21 protein-coding genes and 1 pseudogene are annotated in these 24,707 nt (G+C 70.2%); 2 read left to right on the top strand and 20 right to left on the bottom strand.

The features are described from left to right. Window positions 1-45 precede the first annotated feature (45 nt). From LWC35_RS20700 to LWC35_RS20670, 7 genes are read right to left on the bottom strand one after another with little or no spacing between them, the layout of a single operon-like run. Window positions 46-864, bottom strand: coding sequence for a maleate cis-trans isomerase family protein (locus LWC35_RS20700; RefSeq protein ID WP_232871822.1), 819 nt, complete (start codon window positions 862-864; stop codon window positions 46-48). Then, complete coding sequence (locus LWC35_RS20695; RefSeq protein ID WP_308194614.1) at window positions 864-1,451, bottom strand: xanthine dehydrogenase family protein molybdopterin-binding subunit; 588 nt, start codon at window positions 1,449-1,451, stop codon at window positions 864-866. The genes LWC35_RS20700 and LWC35_RS20695 overlap by 1 nt, the downstream gene beginning before the upstream one ends. Next, window positions 1,433-2,650, bottom strand: a complete 1,218-nt coding sequence (locus LWC35_RS20690; protein ID WP_232871820.1) for a xanthine dehydrogenase family Fe-S subunit — start codon at window positions 2,648-2,650, stop codon at window positions 1,433-1,435. The genes LWC35_RS20695 and LWC35_RS20690 overlap by 19 nt, the downstream gene beginning before the upstream one ends. Beyond that, window positions 2,647-3,525, bottom strand: a complete 879-nt coding sequence (locus LWC35_RS20685) for an FAD binding domain-containing protein (RefSeq protein WP_232871819.1) — start codon at window positions 3,523-3,525, stop codon at window positions 2,647-2,649. The genes LWC35_RS20690 and LWC35_RS20685 overlap by 4 nt, the downstream gene beginning before the upstream one ends. A gap of 7 nt (window positions 3,526-3,532) precedes the next feature. Continuing rightward, window positions 3,533-4,312, bottom strand: a complete 780-nt coding sequence (locus LWC35_RS20680; RefSeq protein WP_232871818.1) for an enoyl-CoA hydratase/isomerase family protein — start codon at window positions 4,310-4,312, stop codon at window positions 3,533-3,535. Window positions 4,313-4,315: 3 nt separating this feature from the next. After that, entirely contained in the window at window positions 4,316-6,754 is a 2,439-nt protein-coding gene (locus tag LWC35_RS20675) for a xanthine dehydrogenase family protein molybdopterin-binding subunit (protein ID WP_232871817.1), read from the bottom strand. Then, the gene (locus LWC35_RS20670; RefSeq protein WP_232871816.1) at window positions 6,747-8,282 is read right to left on the bottom strand and encodes a class I adenylate-forming enzyme family protein; all 1,536 of its coding nucleotides are present in this window, start codon (window positions 8,280-8,282) and stop codon (window positions 6,747-6,749) included. The genes LWC35_RS20675 and LWC35_RS20670 overlap by 8 nt, the downstream gene beginning before the upstream one ends. Before the next feature lie 122 nt (window positions 8,283-8,404). Here LWC35_RS20670 and LWC35_RS20665 point away from each other — a divergent pair, with 122 nt between their 5' ends. Continuing rightward, window positions 8,405-8,974, top strand: coding sequence for a PadR family transcriptional regulator (locus tag LWC35_RS20665; RefSeq protein WP_232871815.1), 570 nt, complete (start codon window positions 8,405-8,407; stop codon window positions 8,972-8,974). 223 nt (window positions 8,975-9,197) lie between these two features. On the opposite strand, the gene LWC35_RS20660 is transcribed toward LWC35_RS20665, so the two are convergent. The 5 genes and pseudogenes from LWC35_RS20660 to LWC35_RS20640 form a co-directional block, all read right to left on the bottom strand. Continuing rightward, window positions 9,198-10,139 (bottom strand): AAA family ATPase, encoded by a 942-nt coding sequence (locus LWC35_RS20660; protein WP_443690208.1) that lies wholly within the window; start codon window positions 10,137-10,139, stop codon window positions 9,198-9,200. A gap of 3 nt (window positions 10,140-10,142) precedes the next feature. Further along, complete coding sequence (locus LWC35_RS20655) at window positions 10,143-10,853, bottom strand: SDR family NAD(P)-dependent oxidoreductase (RefSeq protein WP_232871814.1); 711 nt, start codon at window positions 10,851-10,853, stop codon at window positions 10,143-10,145. Next, on the bottom strand, window positions 10,850-11,269 hold the full coding sequence (locus LWC35_RS20650) for a nuclear transport factor 2 family protein (protein ID WP_232871813.1): 420 nt from the start codon (window positions 11,267-11,269) through the stop codon (window positions 10,850-10,852). Before LWC35_RS20650 ends, LWC35_RS20655 begins: the two co-directional genes overlap by 4 nt. A 334-nt stretch (window positions 11,270-11,603) precedes the next feature. After that, window positions 11,604-11,849 (bottom strand): VOC family protein, encoded by a 246-nt coding sequence (locus tag LWC35_RS20645; protein ID WP_232871812.1) that lies wholly within the window; start codon window positions 11,847-11,849, stop codon window positions 11,604-11,606. A gap of 503 nt (window positions 11,850-12,352) precedes the next feature. Next, window positions 12,353-12,631, bottom strand: a pseudogene (locus LWC35_RS20640) (helix-turn-helix domain-containing protein); the annotation flags it as partial. 436 nt (window positions 12,632-13,067) lie between these two features. On the opposite strand from LWC35_RS20640, the gene LWC35_RS20635 reads away from it, so the two are divergent. Next, a complete protein-coding gene (locus LWC35_RS20635) occupies window positions 13,068-13,778 on the top strand; it encodes an SDR family oxidoreductase (protein WP_232871811.1) in 711 nt (236 codons plus the stop codon). A gap of 56 nt (window positions 13,779-13,834) precedes the next feature. Here the strand turns inward: LWC35_RS20635 and LWC35_RS20630 are convergent, their stop codons facing one another. The 8 genes from LWC35_RS20630 to LWC35_RS20595 all read right to left on the bottom strand — a co-directional run bounded on the left by LWC35_RS20630 (window position 13,835) and on the right by LWC35_RS20595 (window position 24,483). Further along, entirely contained in the window at window positions 13,835-14,818 is a 984-nt protein-coding gene (locus LWC35_RS20630; protein ID WP_232871810.1) for an AraC family transcriptional regulator, read from the bottom strand. A gap of 416 nt (window positions 14,819-15,234) precedes the next feature. Next, window positions 15,235-15,882 carry a nuclear transport factor 2 family protein gene (locus tag LWC35_RS20625; protein WP_308194613.1) on the bottom strand — a complete coding sequence of 216 codons (648 nt, stop codon included), beginning with the start codon at window positions 15,880-15,882 and terminating at the stop codon, window positions 15,235-15,237. Between the two features lie 2 nt (window positions 15,883-15,884). Continuing rightward, window positions 15,885-17,246, bottom strand: coding sequence for an MFS transporter (locus LWC35_RS20620; protein ID WP_232871808.1), 1,362 nt, complete (start codon window positions 17,244-17,246; stop codon window positions 15,885-15,887). 58 nt (window positions 17,247-17,304) lie between these two features. Then, window positions 17,305-19,524 carry a chorismate-binding protein gene (locus LWC35_RS20615; protein ID WP_232871807.1) on the bottom strand — a complete coding sequence of 740 codons (2,220 nt, stop codon included), beginning with the start codon at window positions 19,522-19,524 and terminating at the stop codon, window positions 17,305-17,307. Beyond that, window positions 19,514-20,497: an aldo/keto reductase gene (locus LWC35_RS20610; RefSeq protein ID WP_232871806.1), complete on the bottom strand. Its 984-nt coding sequence runs from the start codon at window positions 20,495-20,497 to the stop codon at window positions 19,514-19,516. Before LWC35_RS20610 ends, LWC35_RS20615 begins: the two co-directional genes overlap by 11 nt. Before the next feature lie 717 nt (window positions 20,498-21,214). Next, entirely contained in the window at window positions 21,215-22,183 is a 969-nt protein-coding gene (locus tag LWC35_RS20605; protein ID WP_232871805.1) for a LysR family transcriptional regulator, read from the bottom strand. 64 nt (window positions 22,184-22,247) lie between these two features. Then, window positions 22,248-23,483: an MFS transporter gene (locus LWC35_RS20600; protein WP_232871804.1), complete on the bottom strand. Its 1,236-nt coding sequence runs from the start codon at window positions 23,481-23,483 to the stop codon at window positions 22,248-22,250. A gap of 181 nt (window positions 23,484-23,664) precedes the next feature. Further along, the gene (locus LWC35_RS20595; protein ID WP_232871803.1) at window positions 23,665-24,483 is read right to left on the bottom strand and encodes an alpha/beta fold hydrolase; all 819 of its coding nucleotides are present in this window, start codon (window positions 24,481-24,483) and stop codon (window positions 23,665-23,667) included. Window positions 24,484-24,707 lie beyond the last annotated feature (224 nt).

Raw genomic sequence — 24,707 nt, 5'->3', positions numbered from 1 at the left:
CCTCCGGGCTGCGCGAGCGGCGAGGGCCGGTGCAGGTCCGTGGCTCTACCCGGCAGCGCTGTTCCCACGCTCCGAGGTGCCGGCCAGCAGCCGGCCCGCGCCGGCGATGGAGGGCGTGTGACCGAGGCCGAGCAGGACCTCGTAGGCGGTCGCCGTCGCAGCGGTGATCACCGGCAGACCCAACTCGTCCTCGACCCGTTGCACAGCGGGAAGCGAGGGCATCTGGACGCAGGCGGACAGCACGATCGCGTCCGCGGCGTCCCGGCGCAGGCCGCGGGCGATGCCCGGCAGCCGCTCGGGGTCCAGCCGACCGACGGCGAGGTTGTCGGGCACCTCGAGGGCGATGGCGTCGAGGACCTCGATCCCCTCGCCCTCGATGTACTCCCGCACCATCCGGGTCAGCGGCGCCATGTACGGCGTGACGATCGCGACCCGGGAGTAGCCGAGGCCGCGCAGCGTCCGGACCAGGGCCCCCGCGCTGCTGACGACCTCGGCGGGGTGCCCGTTCGCCCGGGCGGCGTCCGCGATGACCTGCTCGGACTCCTTGTGCGCGCCCGGGCCCTGCGCCATCACCGCGACCAGGCAGGCGTAGGCGATGGCGTCGACGGCGGCGTCGGACACCGCCGTCGCGCACTCTGCGGCCCGGCCCACCATGGCGAGGAGCTCCTCGCGGGTGACCTGCTTCATCGCGGCGCGCGCCGAGTGGAAGGTGTAGCGGTGCCCGGTGGCCTCGCTCTGCCGGCGGAACAGCTCCGGGAGCTCGGTCTCCATCGTGGTGTTGGAGCTGGGCACGATCAGCCCGATGCGCGAGAGCCCGGCGGGGGCGGGTGCGGCGCAGGTCGGACCGTCGGGGTTCTCGGTCATCAGTACTCGACTCCTCCGTCGGGCAGGTCGGCCGGGGTGGGCGTGAGCTCGGGCTCGCGGGCGGCCGTGCGTCCCGCGAGCGCGCTCCAGATCGCCTCCGGCGTGATGGGCAGGGCGGTCAGCTCGACGCCGTGGTCCGCGAGCGCGTCGCACACCGCGTTCGCGACGGCGGCACCGGGCGGGATGGTGCCCACCTCGCCGACGCCGCGGACGCCGAACGGCGTGACCGGCGAGGGCACCTCGGTGTGCAGCAGCTCCACCTGCGGGAGGTCGGCGGCCGTCGGGACGAAGTAGTCCACCATGGAGCCGTTGACGAGCTGGCCGGTGTCGGCGTCGTAGCGCAGCTCCTCGCTCAGCGCGGCGCCGAACCCCTGGGCCAGCCCGCCGCGGACCTGCCCCTCGACGATCGTCGGGTTCACGACCGTCCCCCCGTCGTGGACCAGGACGAACCGCTCGACGTCGAACTCGCCGGTCTGCGGGTCCACGGCCACCTGGGCGGCGGCGGTGCCGAACGAGTACGCGCCCCACCCACGAAGTAGCGCAGCTGGTGCAGCTCCACGACGGCGGGCTACCGGTTCCGGCGCCACCGGCGCACCGCCACCCGCAGCCGCGCGGCGAGCGTCGCGGCCAGCAGCGACAGCGCGCCGGGCGGGCGCGCGGGCGTCGCCGTGGCGCGCCCCGTGCGCGCGTTCTCCTCGACGGCCACGGCGAACTGCTCGAACAGCCGCCTGCTGACGTCCCCGGCCAGCGCCCGACCGAACTGCGCGATCCGTCCGGACAGGAACAGCGCCGCCTCGGCCTGCAGGACCGTGCCGCCCCCGGGGGCGGGCTCGGCGTGTAGCCGGATGTCGGCCTGCGTGGTGCTGCCGCCGGTGTCGGCGCCCTGGGCGTGCACCCGCAGGCGGTGCTCGTCCGGCGCGCGCTCGACCACCTGCGCCAGACCGTCGAACGCCAGCTTCACGGGCCCGAGCGCGACCGTTGCGCGGCCGCGATAGCGGTGCTCGTCCAGCACCTCGACGAGTTCGGCGCCGGGCAGGCAGGCAGCCAGCCGGTGGAAGTCGTCGAGCACCTCCCACGCCTTCTCGACGGGGACCCCGAGCTCGCTGCGCACCTCGACGGTGGCCGACGGCGCGCCCGCGGGCAGCCGCACCTCGGCGGGCACCTGCGGCCGGGGCTCCTCCTCGGGGGCATCCGCCGTCGACCGCGACCGGGCGGTCCCGCGTCCGACCAGCGTGCGCGCGCCGCAGCCGCGCGGCCCGGGCAGGCCCTCCGGGTGCTCCGCGGCGACGTCCGCGACGGCCGCGAGGATGCCCCGGTAGCCGGTGCACCGGCACAGCACACCCGACATCTCCACCGGAAGGTCCTCGGCCGGGAGCGCCGTGCCCATGGGCCCTTCGGCGAGCAGGTCGTAGCTGCTCATCAGCATGCCGGGGGTGCAGAAGCCGCACTGCAGCCCGTGGTGGGCGGAGAACGCCTGCTGCAGTGGGTGCTGGTCGTCCGGGCCGCCCAGCCCCTCGACGGTGACGACCTCCGCGCCCTCGCACTGCACCGCGAACAGCAGGCACGCGCGGGCCGCCGCGCCGTCGACGAGCACGGTGCACATGCCGCACACGCCGTGCTCGCAGCCGAGGTGGGTGCCGGTCAGGCCGAGCTGCTCGCGCAGCACGTCGGCGAGGTGCACTCGCGGCGGGGCGTGGACCGTCACCTCGGTGCCGTTCACGGTCATCGTGATCGCGACGCTCTCACCCGCCGCGACCTTCTCCGGTCGCGCCTGGGGAAGGGTCATGTCGGGTCCTCCTCGCTGGAGCGGCGGGCGTGGCGCACGGCACGGGCCAGCTCGCGCGCGGCGAGCACCCCGAACAGACGCCTGCGGTAGCCGGTGGAGCCGTGGGCGTCACCGGCGGTGTCGACGACCTCGGTGGCGAGCTCGGCGGTGGCGACGCGCAGCTCCGGCTCGCGCTCACCCGCTGCCTGCACGAGCGCGGTGACGTCGCGCGAGACCGGCCGGTCGGAGATTCCGAACCCGGTGAGCCGGGCGTCCGTGATGCCGTCGGCGTCGACGCGGACGCGGGTGGCCACACCGGCGAGGGCGAAGTCGCCGTGCCGCCGGGCGATCTCGGCGAACCCGAACCCCTCCCCCGGCCGCGCCGTCGGGAACGCGACGGCGACGACGATCTCGTCGGGACCCGCGCCCGTCGTCATCGCGCCGGTGAAGAAGGCGGCGGCCGGCACCGAGCGGCGCCCGGACGGGCCGGCGACCTCGATCGTGGCTTCCAGGCAGGCCGCGACGGCGGGCAGCTCGGCCGCGGGATCGGCGTGGGCCAGGCTGCCCACGACCGTCCCGCGGCTGCGCAGCTCGCGGTGCCCGACGAAGGGCAGCGCCATCCCGATCAGCGGCACGGCACGGGCCGCATCGGCGCGCTCGACCGTGCGCTGCCGGACGGCGGCGCCGACCCGCAGCGCGCCGGACACCGCCGCCAGCCCGTGCAGGTCGGCGACCGAGTTGATGTCGACGAGCGTCGCGGGCCGGCCCAGCCGCATCGCCAGCACGGGCACGAGCGACTGCCCGCCCGCGAGCACCTTTGCGTCACCGCCGGCCAGCTCGGCGAGCACGTCGTCGAGCGTGGCGGGGCGGACGTAGGCGAACGGCGGGGCCTTCATGCTCGGGTCACCTTCCCTGGAAAGTGGGCTTGCGCTTCTCCTCGAACGCCTTGACGCCCTCGGCGAAGTCGTTCGTGGCACGCAGCATCGAGTAGGCCTTCCGCTCCAGCTCGATGCCCGTGTACAGCGGCCCGTCGAGGCCCTTGTCGAGGACCTCCTTCGCGGTGCGCTGCGCCGACGGGGAGAAGTCGGCCATCTTCAGCGCCAGCTCGTCGACCGCGGCGTACAGCGCGTCCCGGTCGGCGTGCAGGCCGGCCACCACGCCCCAGTCGAACGCCTGCTGCGCCTGGATCCGGGTGGCTGTCATGATGTGGAACTTCGCCCGGGACAGCCCGATCAGCCGGCCGAGCCGCTGCGTGCCGCCGGAACCGGGGATCATGCCGAGGTTCATCTCCGGCAGCGCGAACTGGCTGCGCGGGGTGGCCAGGCGGATGTCGCAGGACAGCGCGAGCTCCAGGCCCACCCCGAAGCAGTAGCCGTCGACGGCCGCGATCACCGGCTTGGTGCTGCGCGCCGGCGCGGTGACGTTGTGGCCGAGGTCGGTGAAGTCGATCGGGTCGACCTCCATGAATCCCGCGATGTCCCCGCCGGACGAGAAGTGTTCGCCGTCGGACCGGACGACCACGACCCGCACGTCGTCGTCGCGGTCGATCTCGGCGAACCGCTCCGCCACGAGCTGGCGCATCTCCCACGTGATCACGGTGTACTTCCCGTGGGAGAGGGTCAGGTAGGCGACCCGCCCGTCGTGGCCGCGGTCGAGGTGGACGTCACCGCCGGTCAGTGCCATGTCTCAGTACTCCTTCGTGTCGAGCAGCCGGTGCAGCACGTCGCCGTGCAGCGGCAGCCGGGTGATGGGGACGCCTGCCGGGCGCAGGGCGTCGGCGACGGCGTTGGCGAACGCCACCGGGAAGCTCATCGACGAGCCCTCCCCGCACCCCTTCGCCCCGAGCGGGGTGAGCGGCGACGGGGACACCACGTGGTCGGTGCGCAGCTCGTAGCCCGTCTCGGCGGCGGTGGGGCACAGGTAGTCGAGGAACGTGCCGGACGTCGGCTGGCCCGAGTCGGCGTAGGTGAACTCCTCGTACATCGCCCCGCCGAGGGCGTGGGTGAGCGCGCCGAGCACCTGGCCGTCGAGCAGCTGCTGGTTGAGCACGGTGCCGGCGTCGTGCACCGACGAGACCCGGTCGAGGGTGATCTCGAGGGTGTCCGGGTCGATCCGCACCGCGACGATCTCGGCCACGAACCCGTAGCAGAGCGAGGAGTTGATGCGGTCGTCCTTCGTCGCGGCCTTCACCTCGGCCGGGGTGAACGCCGCCTCCTCGTAGAGCCGGGCGGGCGTGCCCGGCGGCAGCGCGCCGGGGTCCCAGTGCACCAGGCCGGCGGCGTGCCGGAACTGCACGTCGCGGTCCGGCTCGGATCGCTGCCGCACCAGGCCGTCTGCCAGCTCCAGCTCCTCGGGGGGCAGGTCCAGCATCACCCCGGCGGCCGCGCGGACGGTGCCGGCGATCCGGTCGGCGGCCCCGACGACCGCGCTGGTCACCAGCGGCGCGAACCGCGACGAGTAGCTGCCGGACGTGACCGTCCACGGCGTGGTGGCGGTGTCCATGTCGACGACGACCCGCACCTGCTCCACGGGCAGCCCGAGCCGGCGCGCCGCGACCGCCCGGGCCACGGTGGCGTGCCCCTGGCCCTGCGGCACGCTGCCGAGCATCACCGTGACCAGGCCCTGCATGTCGACGGAGATCCGCACGTGCTCGGTGGAGCCGGACTTGTCGCGCCCGGGCTTGCGCTGCTCGCTCGGGGTGGCCAGCCCGACGTAGCCGATGTTGGTGCCGGACGGGTCGACCACCAGCCCGACCCCGATGCCGTAGAAGCCGCCGGCTGCGCGCACCTCGTCCTGGCGCGCGCGCAGCGCGGCCAGGTCGGCGTTCTTGACGGCCAGCTCCACGGCGGCCGAGTAGTCCCCCGAGTCGTACACACCACCGGTGGGCGTCTCGTGCGGGAAGGAACCGACGAGGTTGCGGGTGCGCACCTCGAGCACGTCCTGGCCGACGGCGTCGGCGACGGCGTCCATCAGGCGCTCGAGCCCGAAGTAGAGCTGCTGGCCGCCGAACCCGCGGTTGAGCCCCACCGGCATCCGGTTGGTGACGACGGCGCGCGCCCGGATCTCGACCGCCCCGATGCGGTAGGGCCCGGTGATGTTGCCGAAGCAGCGGTAGAGCGTCGACGGCTCGGGCGGGCGCAGGTACGCGCCGACGTTGTCGACGAGGTCGGCCTTCAGTGCCGTGACGGTGCCGTCGGCGGCGACCGCCGCCGCGAACCGCATCACGCGGTCCGCTCCGGCGGAGCTGGCGAGCAGGTGCTCGGCGCGGTCCTCGGTCCAGCGCACCGGGGTGCCGGCGTGCTTCGACGCGAGCGCCATGAGGACGACGTACGGGTAGATCCCGGCCTTGATGCCGAAGCTCCCGCCGATGTCGGCGGGCACGTGCAGCCGGATCCGCGACGACGGCAGGCCCAGCGCGCCCGCCATGACGGGCACCATCGTGAAGGGACCGTGGAAGTTGGCCCAGGCCTCGATCGAGGGCCCGCCGGAACCGTCGCCGCCGCCGTCGCGCCAGTCGGCGATCACCGAGTAGCACTCCATCGGCACCGACGAGTAGCGCGGGAAGTCGTACTCCCCCTCGACGACGTGCGCGGCCTGCGCGAACGCCTCGTCCACCGGCCCGAAGGAGAACGTGCGGTCGGTGGCGACGTTCGAGCCGGCGTCCTCGTGCAGCAGCGGGGCGTCCGGTGCGAGCGCCGCCCGAGGGTGCACGACGACGGGCAGCGGCTCGTAGTCGACCGCGACCAGCTCAGCGGCGTCCTCGGCGGTGTACCGGTCGGTGGCCACCACGACCGCGATCGGCTCCCCGACGAACCGGACCTTGTCGGTGCCGGTCGGGTAGTAGGGCATCGCGGTGCCGGTGGACAGCGGGAACGGCCGCAGCGCGGCGCGCACCTCTTCCGGCCCGATCACGGCGGCGACGCCGGGGTGCGCCCGCGCCCGCGAGAGGTCCACCGACCGCAGCCGGGCGTGCGGCTGCGTGGAGCGCACGACGGCGGCGACGAGGGTGCCGGGCAGCGGGTCAATGTCGTCGAGGAACCTGCCCCGCCCGGTGACCAGCGGCCCGTCCTCGACACGGGCCGGTGTCCAGCGCTGCTGCTGTCCCTGGTTCTGCGGCTCAGTCATGTGTCGACTCCTTCGCGCTGTCGGCCAGCGGGGTGAAGTCCCCGGCGACGAGCGTGCGGCGCAGCGTCTTGCCCACCCCGGAGCGCGGTATGGACCCGACCGCGATCACCCGCTTGGGCCGCTTGAGCGAGGGCAGCACCTCGCCGGCGTACGCCACCGCCTGCTCGACGGCGGGGATCGGCTCGGTGCCCTCCGCGGGCACCACGAAGGCGGTGACCGCGTGGCCCCAGCGCTCGTCGGGCAGGCCGACGACGCAGACGTCGTCCACGGCCGCGCAGCGCACGAGTGCCGCCTCGATCTCGTCGGGGTAGATGTTCTCCCCGCCGGAGTTGATCATGTCGTCGACGCGGCCGGAGACCCACAGGTCGCCGTCGTCGTCGGCGACGGCCAGGTCGCCGGTGTAGTACCAGCCGTCACGGATCGACTTCGCGTTCGCGTCCGGGCGCTGCCAGTAGCCGCCGAAGGCCTCCGGGCTCTCCATCGACACGATGACCTGGCCCTGCTCCCCCGGCGCGACCAGCGCGTCCGGCGGCGCGCCGACCTCGGGCGCCACGAGCCGCACGCGCGAGAAGATGCCGGCCCGGCCCGCCGAGCCCGGCTTGGCGGCCACGTCCGGGCCGATCGTGAACGTGTAGATCTCGGTGCTGCCGAAGTGGTTCACGAACGCGCGCGGCCCGACCTCCGCGACCAGCTGCTCGGCCAGCGCAGGCGTCATCGCGGCCCCGGCGTAGGCGAGCCGGTCCAGCGCCCGCGCCTCCGACAGCCGGCCGGTGCGCAGCAGCGACCAGTAGATCGTGGGCACCAGGTACAGCGAGCTCACGCCCTCCGACATGACGAGGGCGAGCGACTCCTCGGCGTCGAACGCGGGCTGCCCGACCCAGGTGCCACCCACGACGATGCTCGTGAGCAGCGTGCGCAGCCCCATCGTGTGGAACATCGGCATCACGCCCAGCACGACCTCGCCGTCGCGCTGCTGGGTCTGCACCGCGTGTGCCACGGCCGCGGAGTGCTCGGCGCGGTGGGTGCGCGGCACGCCCTTGGGTCGGCCCGTCGTGCCCGAGGTGTAGAGCATCACGCTGAGGTCGGTCTCCGCCACCCGCGTGCCGAGCGGATGGTCGGGCTCGGCCTCGGCCCGGGCGTCGAGCTCGGCCGCGTCCCGCACCACGACCCCGCCGCCCACGGCCGCCGCAGCGGCGCGCTCGCCGTTGGCCGCATCGGCCACCAGCAGGCGCGCGGCGGCGTCCTCGAGGCAGTAGCGCAGCTCGTCGGGCGAGAAGCGCGTGGACAGCGGCACCGAGACCGCCCCCAGCTTCTGCACCGCCAGGTGCAGGCTGGCGACCGGCTCCCCGCCGGTCAGGGCGAGCGCCACCCGGTCACCCGGCCGCACCCCCTCGGCCGCCAGCGCCCGCGCCAGTCGGTCGGTGCGCGCATCCCACTCGCGGTAGCTCAGGTGCCGCCCGCTCCCACGCACCGCAGCGCGCTTCGGGAAGCGCTCGGCGGTCCACCGCAAGACCGTTCCGAGATCCATCCGTCCTCCTTGACGATCTGTTTCAGACCGTACTATCCGGATGGACGCCGGGCAAGGCCGGACCGTACGTCTCGGACGGTCGGACCGTTATCATCGCGGTCCCGGACCAGGAGGAGGGGCAAGTGGACGACGTCCGGCTGTCCGCCACGTCGTACGTCGTGCTCGGGATGATCGCGCTGCGCGGCCCGTCCACGCCGTACGAGCTCAAGCGCGCGGTGGGGCACTCGGTGGGGTACTTCTGGCACTTCCCGCACGCCCAGCTCTACTCCGAGCCGGACCGGCTCGCGGCGCTCGGGCTCCTGGAGCTCGCCGTCGAGGAGAGCGGGCGCCGCCGCAAGACCTACTCGCTCACCGACGCCGGCCGCGCCGCCCTGCAGGACTGGCTCGCCTCCCCCACCCACGAGCACTTCCAGATGCGCGACATCGCCGAGCTGAAGCTGTTCTTCAACGAGGCGGGTGACCCCGAGAACGTGCCCGCACTCGCCCGCGACCAGATCAAGCAGCACGAGGAGCGGATCGCGGTCTACGAGCAGATGGTCGAGCGCTTCGGCGACGACCCCCGGGCCGAGCCCCGCATGATCACCCTCGAGCTCGGGCTCGAGATGGAGCACGCGGCGCTGCGGTTCTGGTCGGCGCTCGCCGACGGCGACCTCGAGCGGCTCCGGTCGGCGCGGAGCGCCCGACGGCCCTGAAGCCTCTCCGCCGCCTCCTTCCCGCCTTGATGCGGTGACGAGCGTCCAGGTCCAACCGGTCGCAGCCCGGTGGGTGGAGACCCGGCGCGCTTGCGGGCGCGCTGCAGCAGCCGCTCGTTGAATCCGTCTGCCTTCGTTGCCCGCAGGATCTCCCCGGCCCCAGCTGAGCCGGCGCGCTTCTCGTCAGCGAGGTAGCCGAGCAGCCACGCCACCGCCTCAGCGATCAGCGACCGGTCCTCTCCCTCGGGCTGACCGCGAGCAGCTCCTCCGCTCGCTGCGCTGTCTCGCCGCGCCACTCGACCCGCGCAACCTGCGTGATCCCGTCCGGAGTCTCCACCACCGCGGGGACAAGGCCGACCGCCAGCGACACCGCGTCGCCCGGCGCGAGATTCGCCTTCGTCGAGGAGATGACGAGCTGGTGGGTGTGCTCGTCCCGGGCCACCGCCAAGACCGAGCGCGCCACCTGTGACCAGGCGATCGAGCCGAGGATCAGCTTGCCGGTGTCCGCCGACTCCCGCTTCCCGAAGTGCACGATGCCCACGACCGCAACGCCGGTGTCCGCCGCGAGCTTCGAGATCGGCTCCAGCCCGCGCCGCATCTGGCGGTCACGGTCCCCGTCCAGCGCGCTGTCGATGACCGACGCACCCGCGTCGAGCACCACCAGCGCAGCACCCGGCTCTTCGATCTCCTCGGCCAGGAACCGGGTGTCGTGCGGCTGGACCAGCGGCGACTCGTCGTCGGTCCGCGTGACGGCGTCGAGGAAGACGGCCCGGTCGAGGTCGCCACCGGCCGCGACGAGCCGCGAAGGCGATGGACAGGGTGGCGCTGAGCAGGGCCACGGCCTCGGTGGCCACGCCGAGGACGAAGGAGATTCCGGTCGTCGGCGTCCTCCATGCTCTCGGTGCTCATGCTCTGGTTCGCCGCGGCTGTCTGGCTCCTCCTGGCCGTAGTGCTGGGCGTGCCTCTGGCATCGCGGAGCGGTCGCTCCCGGCCCGAGGCCCGCTCGCCCGTGGTGCTCGCCGGCACGGTCTCCAAGTACTTCGACCGCGTCCGGCGGTCGGAACAGCTGCCCGCCGCCCTGCTGTCGGCGATGCGAGTGCTGACCGACCCGGTCGAGACCGGGGCGGTGACCGTCTGCTTCCCGCAGGACGGGGATCTCGGACACGACCTAAGGCGTCGCTGCCCCTGCTCGCCCGGGTTCGCCCGGGCCGTCGACGACGGTCTCGGCGCTCCACTCGCCGGGGGGCTGCGTGTGCAGGGCCCAGTAAGTGTCGGCGATGCGTCCAGGGTCCAGCGCGGTGCCGGGGATGATGGCGCCCTCGATCCTGATGCCGGCAACGTGGACGCCGTCGGCCTTGAGGTCGTCGTGCAGCAGCGACACCGCCGCGCGGAGACCGGCCTTGCCCAGGGAGAGCGTGGCGTACCGGGGCTCGGGGGCGACCGAGGGGTGTCCGCCGGTGGCGAGGAACGTGCCCCGGCCCGCTCGGCGCATGGCCGGGGTGAACACCTGGGCGGCGGTGACGGCCCCCACGACGTCGACGGCGTAGGTGACGAGCAGATGATCGACGTCGCTGGTCAGGATGCGGTCAGGAGCAATGGAGGCGAGGTTGTAGACCACTACACCGGGGGTGGTGCGACGGGCCAGCTCCTCGAGTGCCGTTCGGAAGCCGTGGGCATCCGCGACATCGGCCGTGACGGTGTCGACGGGGACGCCGGCGTCGCGAAGCCTGCCCGCGAGCTCGGCGAGGTTCCGTTCGTGGCGGGCGACGAGGGTCACCGCGAAGCCCTCGCGACCGAAACGGCGCGCAATGGCGGCCCCGAGTCCGGGCCCGGCGCCCACGACGATCACGTGCTGCGGGTCGACGGCGGAGCCGGTCATCGGGAGTGGGGCTCCGCCAGTGCCGCTCGTGAGGCAGGCGCAGGGAAGGGGTCGGCGAAGTACTGGGTCTCGTGTGTCACGAGACCGGAGTCGAACTCCATGATGCTCACCGAACGGGTGGGCACGCCGTCGTAGGTGATCACGCACTCGCTCACCCAGACGTCGCCCGCCCCCACGAGTCGGATCAGTTCGAAGTGGCGATCGGCGGGGTGTCCTCCCCGTTGCGCGGCGATCGTCGACCGGCCCCGGAAGCGTTCTCCGGACTGGGGGTAGTCCAGGATCGCGTCCGGGGCGTAGATCGCGTGCTCCGTGTCGATGTCCCCGAGCTCGGAGGCCGTCCAGTGCTCCGCGATCTGGGCCCGGGTCGCGGCTTCATCGGCCGGGTCGTCACGGTCATCGGATGCAGTGCGGGTCATCTACTCCTCCTCGGCACGGCGGCCGCCGCGGTCACAGGTCCAGGACGATGTCGGAGGTGGGCTGCGCGCAGCAGATCAGCACGTGTCCGTCGGGTTGCGGTTCGAGCGCGGCCGGCGCGTAGCCGACGTCGCCGGCGAGCAGCGGAGTGAGGCACGTGTGGCACTCCGGCCCGGCAGCTCCAGCGGGCGGGGCCGTTGCAAGCCTCGGCGAGCTCGAGCACGCTGCGTGCGTATTTCGGGAACGCGGTGGCGACGTCGCTGCGGGCGAAGGTCACCAGCGGACCCTCGCGGGCGGTCCGGGCGGTCGGTGGGGCGGACACGCGCGGGGGTCGGATCAGCGGCCGGGGAGGCGGACCTGGATCTCCTGGAGGAACCAGCGGTTGCCGTCCGGGTCGCTGAAGGAGGCGAACGAGCCGCAGCTGCGTCCCTCCGGATCGGGTCCGGGGAGGAGTACGTCGCCCTCGGCGTGGTGGAACACCCCTCCGGCGTCGTGGAAGGGCTCTCCGATCTCCACACCGCGCCGGATCAGCTCGGCGCGCGCTGCGTCGAGGTCGGCCACGACCAGATGGAGACTCTGCACGGATCCCGGGGCCGCCGAGGTGAGCCCACTGCCGAAGATGATCGAGGCGCTCGATCCCGGAGGGGGCAGCTGCACCACCCAGAAGTCCGGTCCGGTGGTGACGTCGGCGTCGAGCCGCCATCCCAGCCGGCCGTCGTCGGTGCAGCGCCCGGTCGACGACTGCGACCGGGATGACGACGACCTCCAGGGCCATCACCAGTGTCTGGTCCTCCGCGTGGCCGACGGCGTCGTCCGGGCTCACCTGCACGCTGCTCATGGATGTCCCTCCGGAGGGCACGGGATGGGTAAGTCGTGCAGTAAGGCGCAAGGGACCCGACACAAGGCCCGATCGTGTCCGATCGTCCGGGGTGGCGTCAGGAGCAGGCAGACACGAGAGACTAGGTGCGATGGTCCGCGTGGTCTCGAGGGCCGGACGGGTAGGCCCCACTCCGCCATCGGCGGCCGGCCACCGGTTACCAGGCTGACCAACCTCCCCGGACAGCACACCTAGGCCAGCAGCCGGATCGGGTCATCGCCGCTGCCAGGTCGTCGGCGGTGACGGCGAGCAGGTCGATCGTCTCGCGAACGTGGCGCCAGGCCGTCGTGACGCCGATCTGAAACCCGGCGGCCAGGCGCGACAGCGTGTCGCCGCTGCGCACGTGGGCCAGGGCGAGCAAAGCCTGCCGGCCGGGGTCGAGGCGCCGCCGTCGGGATCGCCGCTGGTCACGGCGGACTCGGATGAGCGCGGCGAGGTGGTTCAGGCTGCGGGTGACAACGCAATCGCGCAGGGGAAGACAGCACAGCGGGGCTCCCGGTCGGGCATCTAATCTTGGTCGGTTGCTGTCTTGCCGGAGCCTCGTCCTATGTCGACACCAGCCGCCCACACCACCTGTGACCTTCACCGTCCCGATGAAACGGCTCACTGCATCGCCACGGACGCTCGCGTCCGTCGCAAGGGCGTCGGCGCCGCCCTCACCTTGCGCGCACCGGCGTTGGCCCGGGAGGCCGGGCGAACGGTTGTCACGCTGCACGTGCGTCGGGTTCAAGACCGTCGCTTACCACGGTTTCTCCACCTTCCCCGCCTCGTACGTCACGGCGAGGGCCAGAGGGCCGACGCACGGCGGGCCAGGCGTTGAAAACAGAGGCAGACGGTCACGGTCCTGAGGCATTCGACCACCCGTTCGTCCCGACCGAATTCCTACGATCGACCGGAAAGACGCCCGTCGAAGAAGGAGAATCATGCAATTGCAGGGATGCACTGCACTGGTCACCGGCGCCGGTCGTGACCTCGGTCGCCTCTTCGCTGAGCACCTGCTGCGGCGAGGGGCGAAGAAGGTGTACGCGGCCGCGCGACGCCCCGAGCTCGTCGACCTGCCCGGCGTCGTGCCGCTACGCCTGGACATCACCGACCCGGCGTCGGTGGCCGCAGCCGCCGAGGCCGCCGGCGACGTGACCCTGCTGATCAACAACGCGGGCGTCTCGTTGAGCCAGAACCTGGTCGAGGGCGATCTGGACAAGATCCGAATGGTCGTCGAGACGCATCTCTTCGGCACCCTCAACATGGTCCGCGCGTTCGCGCCGGTCCTCGGCGCCAACGGCGGCGGCGCCATTCTCAACGTGCTGTCGAATCTGTCCTGGATGAGCTTCGACGGCAACAACTCCTACGCGGTGGCCAAGGCCGCACAGTGGAGCCTGACCAATGGAATCCGGCTCGAGCTGGCGGAGCAGCGGACCCTCGTTTCTGGGCTGGTCTTCGGGCCGACGAGAACCGAGACCATGAAGGCGTTCAACCCGGCTGCCGTGATGAACGACCCGGTCGACATCGTCAGCTCCGCGCTCGACGGTATCGAGGCCCGCCGGATCGAGATCGTGGCGGACGATTACGGTGCGGCGGCCAAGGCTTCGCTGACCGGCGAGCCGCGCGGTTTCGTTCTGGCGACCAGCAACTGAGGCCGGCGACCAGCAGCTGAGGCCCGCGCGGCTCGCGATGAGAGCAGCCCGGGTGGCTACTCCGACGCCATCCGGGACACGGTGCGGTAGCGCAGCGGCGATTGCCCGCGAGCCCGGTGGAACGCACGGCGGAAGGCGTGCGACGAAGCGTAACCGACGGTTTCGGCTACGACGTCGATCGGGTCATCGGTGTCGCGAAGGCGGACGGCGGCCACGTCCATCCGCCACGAAGTCAGGTAGGCCCCTGGTGAGATACCGAGCGCGGCGGGGAAACGGCGGCTCAGGGTGGCTCGCGACACCCGGACCGCCGAGGCGAGATCGGCCGTGGTCCACGGATATGCGGGACCCTGGTGCATGAGGGCGAGGGCATCGCGTACCACCGGGTCGGTCACCGTGGTCAGCCAGGGCGAAGCGGCGGGACCCGAGCCGCCGGCGCCGACCGCCCGGACGAACTGCACGAGCAGCAGATCGACGAGGCTGTTGACCGCGGCGGTGACACCGATCTCGGGGTGTGAGAGCTCGTCGCACAGCAGACCGATCGTCGCGTCCAGTTTGCGGCTGCGGGCCCCCGCGACGTGCAGGACGGCTCCCGGCATCGACACCGGCGTCTGGCTCACCGCGGGGTCAAGGTCATAGTGCACCGTGATTAACCGGGCCGACACCGGTCCGGATCCGAGTCGCACCACGCCGCCCCGGTCACGGGCCCGGGAGGCGGCGGCGCGATCACAGGACCCCATCCGTACACCTTCGCCGCTGGACAGCCCGTGCGCCGTGCCCGGCGGCAACAGCACCGCGTCGCCCGTCCGGAGCGGCCGGCGCGGCTCTTGCGGGACCTCCAGCCAAACCGTCCCGGAGGTGATGAGGTGCATCGCCGCGCCGGGGCAGGTGTCGAGCCACAGACCCCAGTCTCCGCCGGCGTCGGTCCGCGTCCCGACCGAACCGTGCGCACCGAAGAGACGTACGGTTTCTGCCAGCGGGTCGGAGACCCGCGGCGTGGCCGGGGCCGGCCGACGGACCAGCGTGTCCGCGGCAGCGGTCATGAGCCGGCTCCGTGGCTCCGCCACGCGACGGTGGCTGCGCTGTCCATCGATCAGCGGTCCCGGTGCGGGCGGGTTGCTCATGATCAATGCAGCGCCGGCCGTGCTCCGGCGTATTCCCGGCCTTGTCACCAACGCGGCCATCTTGGCGCAATTTTCGGCTCAGATCGCCTGCGACCCCGGGAGATAGCAGGTCTTGTAGAGCGGACGGCTGTCGACTTCGACCTGGAGTCATCCATGAGCTCGGCGGCCGTTCCCGACGATGGCGGTCCAGGTCGGCCAGCTAATTGTGGTGGCGGTCCAGAGGCCGCGCCGCCGGCACTCCTCGGCGATCTCGGCCACCGGCCGGATGCCGGTGGGCCGCCACGAAGGAGCCATTGTCTCACAGAAGCCAGCGACAGTCGGGTCGCCGGTGCGGGTCATCGGCTGTCCTCGGCGCTCGGCAACGTCTTGTGTGGGTCCCCCGCTTCGGCGGACCCTGCGAGCCACTGAGCGCCCTCGGTGTAGAGGCGCTCGACCGCCTCGCCGGTCAGCCCGGGCAGCCCGGGCGCCACGGTGAATCCGGCCTGCGTCTGGAGGTAGCCAAGGTGGCGGTAGCCGGTCGGGAAGCGCCCAAGCAGTGTCGGGTCCAGCTCCAGCCGTGAAGCGGGATCGACAACGTCGAGTCGGTCCTTCTCATAGATCGGCTGCCGGCGCACGATCTTCCAGCCCCCCTGCTCGCGGGAGAGAAAGTCGTAGAACCGGCCGGTGCACACAACATCGACCAAGACATCGTCGACCTCGGCGCGCTGATTGATCGTCATCTTCGTCTGGGCGATCGCGCGGTCATCCACCACATCCGCGGAGTGTCCGCCGAGGAAGTGCAGGATCGACACACCGCGCTCGGAGCCTTTCCGGCTGACCTCGATGAACCGTGTCGCCGGTCCTTGAAACCAGGTCGCGGTCATCCAACCGGTCTCCGGGTGCCAGACCGTGGCGAAACGCTCCCAATCGCCTGCATCCCGCCATACCGCCCACTTCTCCACCAACTCGCGAATAGCTAGTCGGTCGTCGCACGGGTGGAACACGATCAGACCTTTTTCTCGAATGCGGACGCAGGGTTCGGCCGGTAGGGACGGGAGACACCTGCGGCGACGGCCGCGATGACGCAGAGTCCGCCAACGAGCAGGGCCGCCGGGAGCCACCCAAGGGAGCCGTCGCCGATTACGAGGTAGGCGAGAGTCGGCGTGAACCCGGTCAAAACAATACCGATCTGGGTAGCGAGCCCAACAGCAGTGTAGCGGAGCTCCGGCGCGAAACGCTCGGAGAAGAACGATGGCCACAGTCCGTTCGGGGCCGAGTAGATGACGCCCTTGAGGACCAGCGTCATAGCGAATACTGCGGCCAGGTTCTCGGCCCCGATGGCCGCCATGTAGGGGAAGACTCCCACGGCAGTGAGAAGCGCTCCGCTTACGAATACCCGCTTTTTTCCGTACCGGTCCGCCAGAGCGCCGAACAGCGGGTGGAAAACAAGAGCCACGAGCTGACTGCCTGTCATTGCGGCCAACATGCTCGCCTTATCCAGTGAGTGTTGCTGCGTACCGTAGGACAGGCCAAAGACGAGGACGAAGGTGGACAAGCTCGAGAACAGATAGGCTAGGAAAACGAGGAGTAGTGGCAGTGGCTGGCGGCGCAGCAGGCCGGCCAGAGGGACATGCGAGGAGGCGTGCCGCGTCGACCCGGCAGAGGCGTTCTTGCGGGTGAACTCGGGAGATTCTGCTACGCCTCGCCGTATCAGCAGCCCGATCACAGCGGTCAAGACCCCGGCGAAGAACGGGATCCGCCATCCCCAGGATATCAATTGATTGTCCGGAAGCCCCGCGATCGGGATGAAGACGAGAGTTCCGAGCGTGGCTCCGGCGGAAGTCCCGTTGAGCATCCAACTGGACCAGAATCCTGTGCGGTTGCTGGGTGCGTGTTCGATGGTCAGCAGGCTGGCGCCGACGCCTTCGGCGCCCGCGGAGAGTCCTTGCACGAGGCGGGCAATCACGAGGAGCAGCGGAGCGATAATGCCAATCGAGTCGTAGCTGGGAATGCATCCGATCGCGAAGGTCGAGAGCCCCATCAGGGACAGGGTGGTGTTGAGTACCTTTCGGCGGCCGATGCGGTCGCCGAGGTGGCCGAAGAAGATCGCTCCAAGGGGACGGGCGATGTAGCCCACGCCGAAGGTCGCGAGGGCGGCGAGGGTGCCGGCGGTCGGGTCCTCGCCGGGGAAGAAGACCTCGTTGAACACGAGCGCGGCGGCGGTACCGTAGATCAGGAAGTCGTAGTACTCCGCGGTGCTGCCGAAGAAGCTCGCGAGTGCGGCGCGTCGGACCATACGTTGCTGGCGACGGGGGTCAGACGTGAGGGGCCGGTCGTGGACAGTGGTGTTCTCTGGGCTGTCGGACATGAGCCTCTTCCTCGAGGTTGTCAGCGAGTCGGCGGTGCGGTGTAGGGGCCGGCGCGGTTTAGTACGGGGTGAACTCACGTGCCGACGTGCGGAGAGCCTGCGTCTTCAGCACGGACTCTGCGTACTCCTCCTCGGCGATGCTCTCCGGAACGACCTTCGCGCCTGCCTGTGTGACGCTGCCAGCTGGAGTCGTCCACATCGACCTGGTGACCGCCGCGGTGTCCGCGTGGTTCGGTCGGAAGAGGCCGACGGCGCCGGAGAAGGGACCCCGGTGGACCTTCTCGATCTCGCTGATCAGCGACGTGGCCGCCTCGCGCGGGTGTCCGACGGCGGCGCCGTGCGGGAACAGGGCGCGGATCGCGTCGACCTCGTCCCGGCCGGTGGCAAGGTCCGCCTGGACCTCGGCGAACAGGTGTCCCAGCCCGAAGAACACGCGCTGCTCGCGTTCCCGGCTGAACTTCTGCGTCCCCGGCTCGGCGATGCCGGTGAAATCTTCCCAGATGGCGTTTGCGACGACGTCGTACTCCGCAATCTCCTTTGGAGCGGGGTGCCAGGTGTAGGTCTCGCCATCGGGCAGGTGTGGGACGGGGTGGGTGGCGCCGTCGGTCTCGGCGACGACCCGCCGGTCGGTGATCTGGGCCAGCGAGAGCGAAGTCGCCCCCCACAGCGCGAAGTCGTCGTGCTGAATAAGGAACATGCAGGTGGAGGGGTTGATCGACCGGAGCACCCGGTAGCTTTCAACCGGGTCGGCGCGGCGCGGGGAGGTCATCCGCACGGAGAGGACGACGCCGCCGATGCCAGACTCACTGGCCCCGGCCTGGAAGCGGGCGACCCCCTCGGCATACTCCTGTGCGGAGGTAGTCGCAGACCAGCCGAACCGTTCCTCCTGTGAGGACTCCTGCAGGGGGCGGGGAACCGCCATGGCGCAATTCTGCGCCCACTCCTCCGAAGACGTTCCCGCAGTCCCGCGCAACTGCACCACTCGGCCCACACCTCGCCGGTGGTCGATCTCGAGGTACTCGACCAGACGCAGCAGCAGGCCTGCGGGAGGCTCATTGCCGGGAGCATCGAGTAGCTGCTGAGACGTGGCGTCGTGTGGGTACCCCAGCAGTGCAAACACCCCGCCGTCGGGTCCATCCGTGCGCGCTGCGGACAGCTCCGCCCGCAAGCACTCGAAGGCGTCCGCGTCCGGCGTGAGGGCGCTGGTCTCGACTCGCAGGCCGATCCAGGTGGTCTCCGGCTCCCGGGTGACGGGGTCAACGCGCTCGTAGACGAAGGCGGGCAGCCGACTGTCGATCGCCGACAACGCCGACAGCAGCGCGTCGACCCCGCCATCAGGTAGATCGAACTCGTCCGGTCCACCCGCGCGGCGGCTGCGAGTGGTCGTCTGCGTGGAGGACGCGGTCGTGTTTCCGTGCTTCGTCGTGGGTGTCAGTCCGGGGCCCCATCCGGGTGCCCGCAGCCGGCTCAGCACGTCGGCGTTGTACCGGATGCCGGCCCGCGAGTCGTGCGCGAAGGTGAGGTCCTCCAAAGACACCCATCCCGTGTAGCCGGCGTCGTCCAGCAGGCCCAGGACGCGTGACACGTCGACCAGGCCGTCGTCGAGATGAGCCCACCCGTAGCTCCACTTGCCATCGGGGCGACGGCGGGCGTCGACATTCTTGAGGTGGACGTGGTGCAGGTAAGGGCCCAGCAGCTCGATGCCGATGCGGTAGTCCTCGTACCCCTCGTAGACCATGTTGCCGACGTCGTAGATCACCCCGAGCTCTGTCGGCGCGAACTCGGTGAGGATCGGGATCGCGAGGCCGACGCTCGGGACGATCGTGTTGTGGTGGATCTCCACCGCAATGCGGGCTCCCCGCCGAGCGCCCTCGGGCACGATCTCGTGCAGGAAGGCGACAAACCGGTCTCGCAGGGCTTTGTAGCGGCCGGAGGCCTGGGACAGGCGCGGTGCCTGCACTCGGACTTGGGGAGCGCCTGCGCGTACGGACATGTCCAGGACCCGCCGCATCCCCGCAACATCGTCCAGCTGGACGTAGGGGCCGAGACCGACCACGGTGAGGTCGTGCCGCGCAGCCAACTTCCGGGCCAGATCTCCATCCGCTTCCGAGAGCGTGCACCGGTTGCCGACGAGGAAATCGGTCGCGTTGCTCGACCGGCCGTACGGAGCCTCGCCCACCTTCCATTCGATCCCGTCGAACCCGGCTTGTCGGAGCGCTGCGCAGGCCTCGGCAGGGGAGAGCGTCGGCAGGGCCACGGTGGCATAGCTATAGCGCACGTCCGCTCTCCTTCGATGTTCCGGTGGCCGCCACGGCCGGGATGAGACCAGCGTCCTCGAGATCCGTCCAGAACTGCGCGGGGATCACGCGGTCTGCGGCCGCGACGTTGATGCGGACTTCCTCCGCCGACCGATTCCCGACGACGACCGAGGTCACCGCCGGATGCCTTAGCGGGTACGCAAGAGCGGCCGCGGAGATGTCCACCCCGTGGGCAGCGCAAACCGCAACGATCGCAGACACCCGCCTGCGGACGTCGGCGTCGGGACGGCCGTAGTCATAGGTGGATTGCGCGCTGCCGGACGCCAGGATGCCGGTGTTGAACGGTGACGCGACTACGACGGACTGGCCGGACTCGAGACAGAACGGGAGGAGTCGCTCGGCCGGCTCATGGTTGAGCAGGGTGTAGGAACCGGCCATCATGAAGCCATCCACCGGGTGGCGCGCAGCGATGCGCAGGCAGACCTCGGATTGCCTGCTGGACACGCCGATCGCGCCGATCACCCCGGCGTCACGTAGCTGCTCCAGCGCGGGCAGGCACTCGTCCAGGACCGTCGCCAAGGCATCCTCAAAGCCCGATCCATGCATCGCCGAATCGATGTCATGCACGTAGACGATGTCGACCCGGTCGAAGCCGAGCCGCTCAAGGCTCCGCTCGACAGACTCGCGGGTCGCCGAGCCCGTGTAATCGAAGCGCCGCGCCGCGACGAGGTCCGTCGCTCCGGGCCTGTTCGCCAGTCGGCCCACCTTCGTCGACACGGTCAGCTCACGGCGGTCGTGCCGTCGGGCGAAGCGGCCGAGCCTGCGCTCACTCTCGCCATCCAGGTAGAGGGGCGCCGTGTCGTAGTGCCGGATCCCGTGGGCCCAGGCGGCTTCGAGCATCCCGTCAAAGGCTCGCTCGCCGTCGACGTTCGACTGTGTTCCCGCGCCGATCCCCAGCCTGCCGATCTGGACGCCGGAGCGGCCGAACCTCACTCCGCCCTGGTCCGTAGCAAACATTCTCATCTCCACTGGTAGTTCTCTGGTGGTGCCCTCGCACGGGGCAGGCCGTACAGCCGACAGAATTGCCCCTCGCGAGGCTCAGTCTTGCCGTTGATAGGTAAGACGGAGATGGGCGATACGCGTCGGGTATCGACGGCAACGAGGAGGCGGACATGGAGCACACAGGCACCTGCTTTACCTGGTCGAGGTCGTCACGAGCACTTCGGCCGGCCGGCGCGCTGGGGTTCACGCAGCCGCCGCTCACTCAGCAGGCCTAGGCGCCGGAGCCGGGTGTAGGCATCCGGTGGCCGACCGCACCCGGCGCAGCGTGCATCCGAAGGCCACCGATGAGGCCCGTCTACTCCACTCCGTGCCGCGATCGCCGCGGCGTAAGGCCCGGCAGCGGCCGACCGCCGCAGGCACTCTCACCGCACGCCGGGAACTCGATCCGTTTCACACCGGAGCGTCCATGGTGTGACGGATGGGCGAGCTCCCCGGCTTGAGAGACTCCGGGCCCGACGCCGACGAGGACCCGGCGTGTCTTGCGTCAAGAACCTGGCAGGTCTGGATCAAGTACGCCACGGACTGGCGGCGGTGACGGTGCCGCGTTGCTGGACGGCGATGCGTTGCTGCCGACGCCGACTCGGTGGTCCCGCGGCCTGCGATCCGAGCGGAGTCGATGCGGATGCTCGTTCTTGCCCGCGAGCGACCTTAGCTGGCTCCCCGCTGCACCCGCAGGGCGGTGAGATAGCGGCGGTCGAATTCCTGCTCGGATACCGGCTCGGCCTCGATTTCCAATACTTCCCGGGCCAGCTGCCAGAAGGCCGCGGTGGATGCCCGTCTGTCGTCGGCACGCCAGATCAGGCTCAACGGAGGGGCGAGGACAGTCGGCGCGAGCGGCCGGAAGACGACGTCGAGTCTTCCAGGTACGACCGCGCTTTCGGGAGCGACGGCGATGCCCAGTCCGGCTGCCACCATCCCCACCACTGTGTGGATCCCCTGCACGGTGCACGCGATCGCGGGCTCGAAGCCGGCGGCGGCGCAAGCGAGGTGAAGGTAGCGAGGGAAGCGCTCCTCCAGCGGTGTGAGGACGAACTGCTGGTGGACGAGCGCTGACACATGGACCGTCGGCTGGTTACCCAGTGGGTGTTCTCGGGGTAGCACCAGCCTCGCCTGCTCGGTCATTAGGGGTAGTGCCAGCAGCTGGCCGCTCCCTCGGCCGGTTGAGAGCGGAGGGCGGCCGAAAGCGAGATCCGCGGTGCCCTCCAGCACCGCACGCACGCCGTCAGACGTGCGCAGATACTCGACAGGGTGGACAGCGAGATCTGGCTTGCGGGTACGTAGCACGCGCAGGATGCGGGGCAGAACATTGGTGAATGAGGAAGCCAAGGCGGCGACCTCGATCCCGCCCACCTCCCCGCGCGCCGCACGGAGAGTTTCAGCACGAGCACGCTCCACAGCGGCGTGAACCGCACGCGCGTGCTCGGCGAAGGTGTATCCGGCCTCGGTCAGCCTCGAACCGCCCGGCAGCCGCTCCACCAGCTCGACCCCCAGCTCCTGCTCGAGTTGCTTGATCTGCTGGGAGAACGGGGGCTGCTTGATCCCGACGGCGGCAGCGGCCCGACCGAAATGGCGGTGCTCGGCCAGCGCGAGAAAGTAAGTGAGGTGTCGTAGTTCCACCCTCGCTCCTCGCTCCGCTGCCCGTGCACACTACACCCCCGCCCCTGCTCGTCGGGATCCGAAGTCAAGCAGCTACCGGTTGAGGCTGTTCTCGGATCGGTACGAGGAGGATTACGCCGAGCAGGGGGCCAATCGCCAGCACGCTGAGAGCGAGCAGAAGTGATCCCGTGGCACCGAAGACCGCGCCGACGGCGACGGGTGCGAAGACGCCCCCGAGCTGCCAAGACGTATTGGCGAAACCAAACGCGCTCGCGACGTAACGAGGGTCTGCGTATTGAGGAACTGTCGAATTGGTGAGGACGGTGTAACCGTAGACGCCGAGGCCCAGGAGCGGCGCCACGGCGAGCATCGCGCCGTAGCTGTGCATAAACCCGAACACGATGAGGATCACGACGAAGTAGCCGCTGAGAACCATGAGATGGGCCTTGCGGGTCCCACGAACGCGGTCGGACAGAAAACCGACCAGCGGTTTCGCACCGATCGCGGTTGTGCTCACCACGATCATGAGGAAGGCTGCCTTCCCGGTGGACAACCCCAGTCCCCTGACCATCAACAAGTTGCCCCAGGCCAGGAAGCCAAGGGTGCCCCACTGCATGCCAAGGCCGGCGGCCGAGAGGCAAACGAGGTTGGGATTTCTCAGCATCATGAGAATACTCAGCCGGCCGTCGCGCGACTTCGGCTCGGGTGCGACCTCACGGGGTGGCCTATTCCGCAGGAACAACCAGCACAGGACGCCAATCGCGATGGACAGCACGCCGATTACGAAGTAGACACCGTTCCACTGCAGTTCCGCCATCAAGCTGGGGATGATGGCGTTGGCGAGAACACCCCCGACCGCCGTCGAGGTCATATAGAGACCAAAGGCCGTGCCGCGTTCCTGGAGCGGGAACCAGCGACTGAGGAGCTTAGTGAACGCGGCGATGTCAGCGCCACTGACGAGGCCGATGAGAACCTGGACAGCGATGCCTAGGCCGAGGTTGGTAACGGTGCCGAACACAAAAGTGAGGGCGCCAGAGCCGACCAGTGAGATCCCCACCGCGGCGCGGCCACCAATGAGATCAGCAAGGATACCACCGGGAATGTTTGCGACGACATAGCCGACGGATACCGACGTGGCGAAGATTCCGAGTTGGGCGACGGACAGCCCGAGCGAATGCGAGGCGCTGTCAGCCACCACCGACCAGGCGGTTCGGTTGATGTAGATGACCGTGAAGGCCAGCCAGCACAGGAACAGAATTATCCATCGATAGCCGGATGGACCAGGGGTCGTTTTCTCGGCGGCCCGATTTTCGGTGGTCATCGTAGTTTCAGTTGAGTCCATGTGGGACCTCTTTGTCCGAACTGTGGGACATGCGCGCTATCGCGAATTCGTTCCCAGGTGGGCGAAGTTCGCGATGTCGCCCAATTATCGACCGACGGATCAGCCGGACGGTCCGGCCGCATGTTGGCCGGGCCGATGCCGTATCAAGCGTCCTCGGAATTCAGTGATCGAGTCGCGCCAGCCAGTTGCGGAACATGCGGTAGAACCGCACCGGATCCTCCTGGTGCAGCCAATGTCCGGCGTCAGGCCAGCTGTGGAACTCGCTAAGCGGGTGCGGGCAAAGCGCTCGGTCAACCGCAGCCTGTGACGCATCCCGGTAGACAGCGAACACCGGAACCCTCCGGCGGAGCAGTACGGCGTCGGCCCCGGGACGCAACCGGATGCTGTCAGGCCCCAGCGCAAAGCCCCTGGAGGTTTCCGCGATGACGTGCGGAGCGATCGCGAACGGTCTCCGTTGATGCCATTCGCGCAGATAGGCCGACGTGTGCGGCCCTTCAATCAAGGCAAAGTGGTTCGCGGCGAGTGCGGCCGCGCCGGGCCCTGCCAATTTCTCTGCACGCGCCTCGAACCCTGCGCGACGCTCCGGCGGGAGCGCATAAACCGGATCGATGGCGACCAAGCCGGCCACCAGAGCCGGATGGCGGTCACCGACCAGCACCCCCACCTCCGCCCCCGCCGAATGACCGACGACCAGGGCCTTCGAGACGCCAAGTGTTCGCATCACTGTGGCGACGTCGTCGGCGAAGACTGCAGGACCGTAGCCCGAGCGCGCGGCAGTCAACCGTCCATGGCCGCGCAGATCGAGAGTGATGACCCGAGTGCGGGGCGTCAGCAGGGGAAGGAGGTGGATCCAGTCGTCTGAATCGCAGAGCCAGCCATGCACGAGAACAACGGGGTACGTTCCACCACCTGTATCGCCTCCGCTGTCGGTGCAGAACAGATCGATTTCATCGTCGACTGTGACAAATCGCGCGTTCATTGGGGTCCTTCGTCGTCAGCTGTCGCCGGTATGGACCATCCTGGGGCCCGGCAAGCCGGCAACACGCAGACGTTTTGTCGCAGCATCTCCGTCGGGTCGCGCTCGGTGTGAGATCCTCCAGCGATACCCGCCGTTGTGCCCGCTCTCGTCAAATTCGACAGCCTCACCGTCTGAGGGCAGGAGCACTGCGTTCTAGTCGCGAGGGCTTGCCCAAGTACACAGAT

This window comes from Pseudonocardia kujensis, assembly GCF_021283305.1.
GTDB classification, from domain to species: Bacteria; Actinomycetota; Actinomycetes; order Mycobacteriales; family Pseudonocardiaceae; genus Pseudonocardia; species Pseudonocardia kujensis.
Note: the sequence above shows the minus strand (reverse complement) of the source record. Positions and strands in the feature narration are given on the sequence as shown.

Coding starts and splice junctions, on each gene's coding strand:
- LWC35_RS20700 (WP_232871822.1), bottom strand. CDS start 864: ATGACCGAGAACCCCGACGGTCCGACCTGCGCCGCACCCGCCCCCGCC.
- LWC35_RS20690 (WP_232871820.1), bottom strand. CDS start 2,650: ATGACCCTTCCCCAGGCGCGACCGGAGAAGGTCGCGGCGGGTGAGAGC.
- LWC35_RS20685 (WP_232871819.1), bottom strand. CDS start 3,525: ATGAAGGCCCCGCCGTTCGCCTACGTCCGCCCCGCCACGCTCGACGAC.
- LWC35_RS20680 (WP_232871818.1), bottom strand. CDS start 4,312: ATGGCACTGACCGGCGGTGACGTCCACCTCGACCGCGGCCACGACGGG.
- LWC35_RS20675 (WP_232871817.1), bottom strand. CDS start 6,754: ATGACTGAGCCGCAGAACCAGGGACAGCAGCAGCGCTGGACACCGGCC.
- LWC35_RS20670 (WP_232871816.1), bottom strand. CDS start 8,282: ATGGATCTCGGAACGGTCTTGCGGTGGACCGCCGAGCGCTTCCCGAAG.
- LWC35_RS20655 (WP_232871814.1), bottom strand. CDS start 10,853: ATGACCGGCTCCGCCGTCGACCCGCAGCACGTGATCGTCGTGGGCGCC.
- LWC35_RS20650 (WP_232871813.1), bottom strand. CDS start 11,269: ATGACCCGCACTGCATCCGATGACCGTGACGACCCGGCCGATGAAGCC.
- LWC35_RS20635 (WP_232871811.1), top strand. CDS start 13,068: ATGCAATTGCAGGGATGCACTGCACTGGTCACCGGCGCCGGTCGTGAC.
- LWC35_RS20630 (WP_232871810.1), bottom strand. CDS start 14,818: ATGACCGCTGCCGCGGACACGCTGGTCCGTCGGCCGGCCCCGGCCACG.
- LWC35_RS20620 (WP_232871808.1), bottom strand. CDS start 17,246: ATGTCCGACAGCCCAGAGAACACCACTGTCCACGACCGGCCCCTCACG.
- LWC35_RS20600 (WP_232871804.1), bottom strand. CDS start 23,483: ATGACCACCGAAAATCGGGCCGCCGAGAAAACGACCCCTGGTCCATCC.
- LWC35_RS20595 (WP_232871803.1), bottom strand. CDS start 24,483: ATGAACGCGCGATTTGTCACAGTCGACGATGAAATCGATCTGTTCTGC.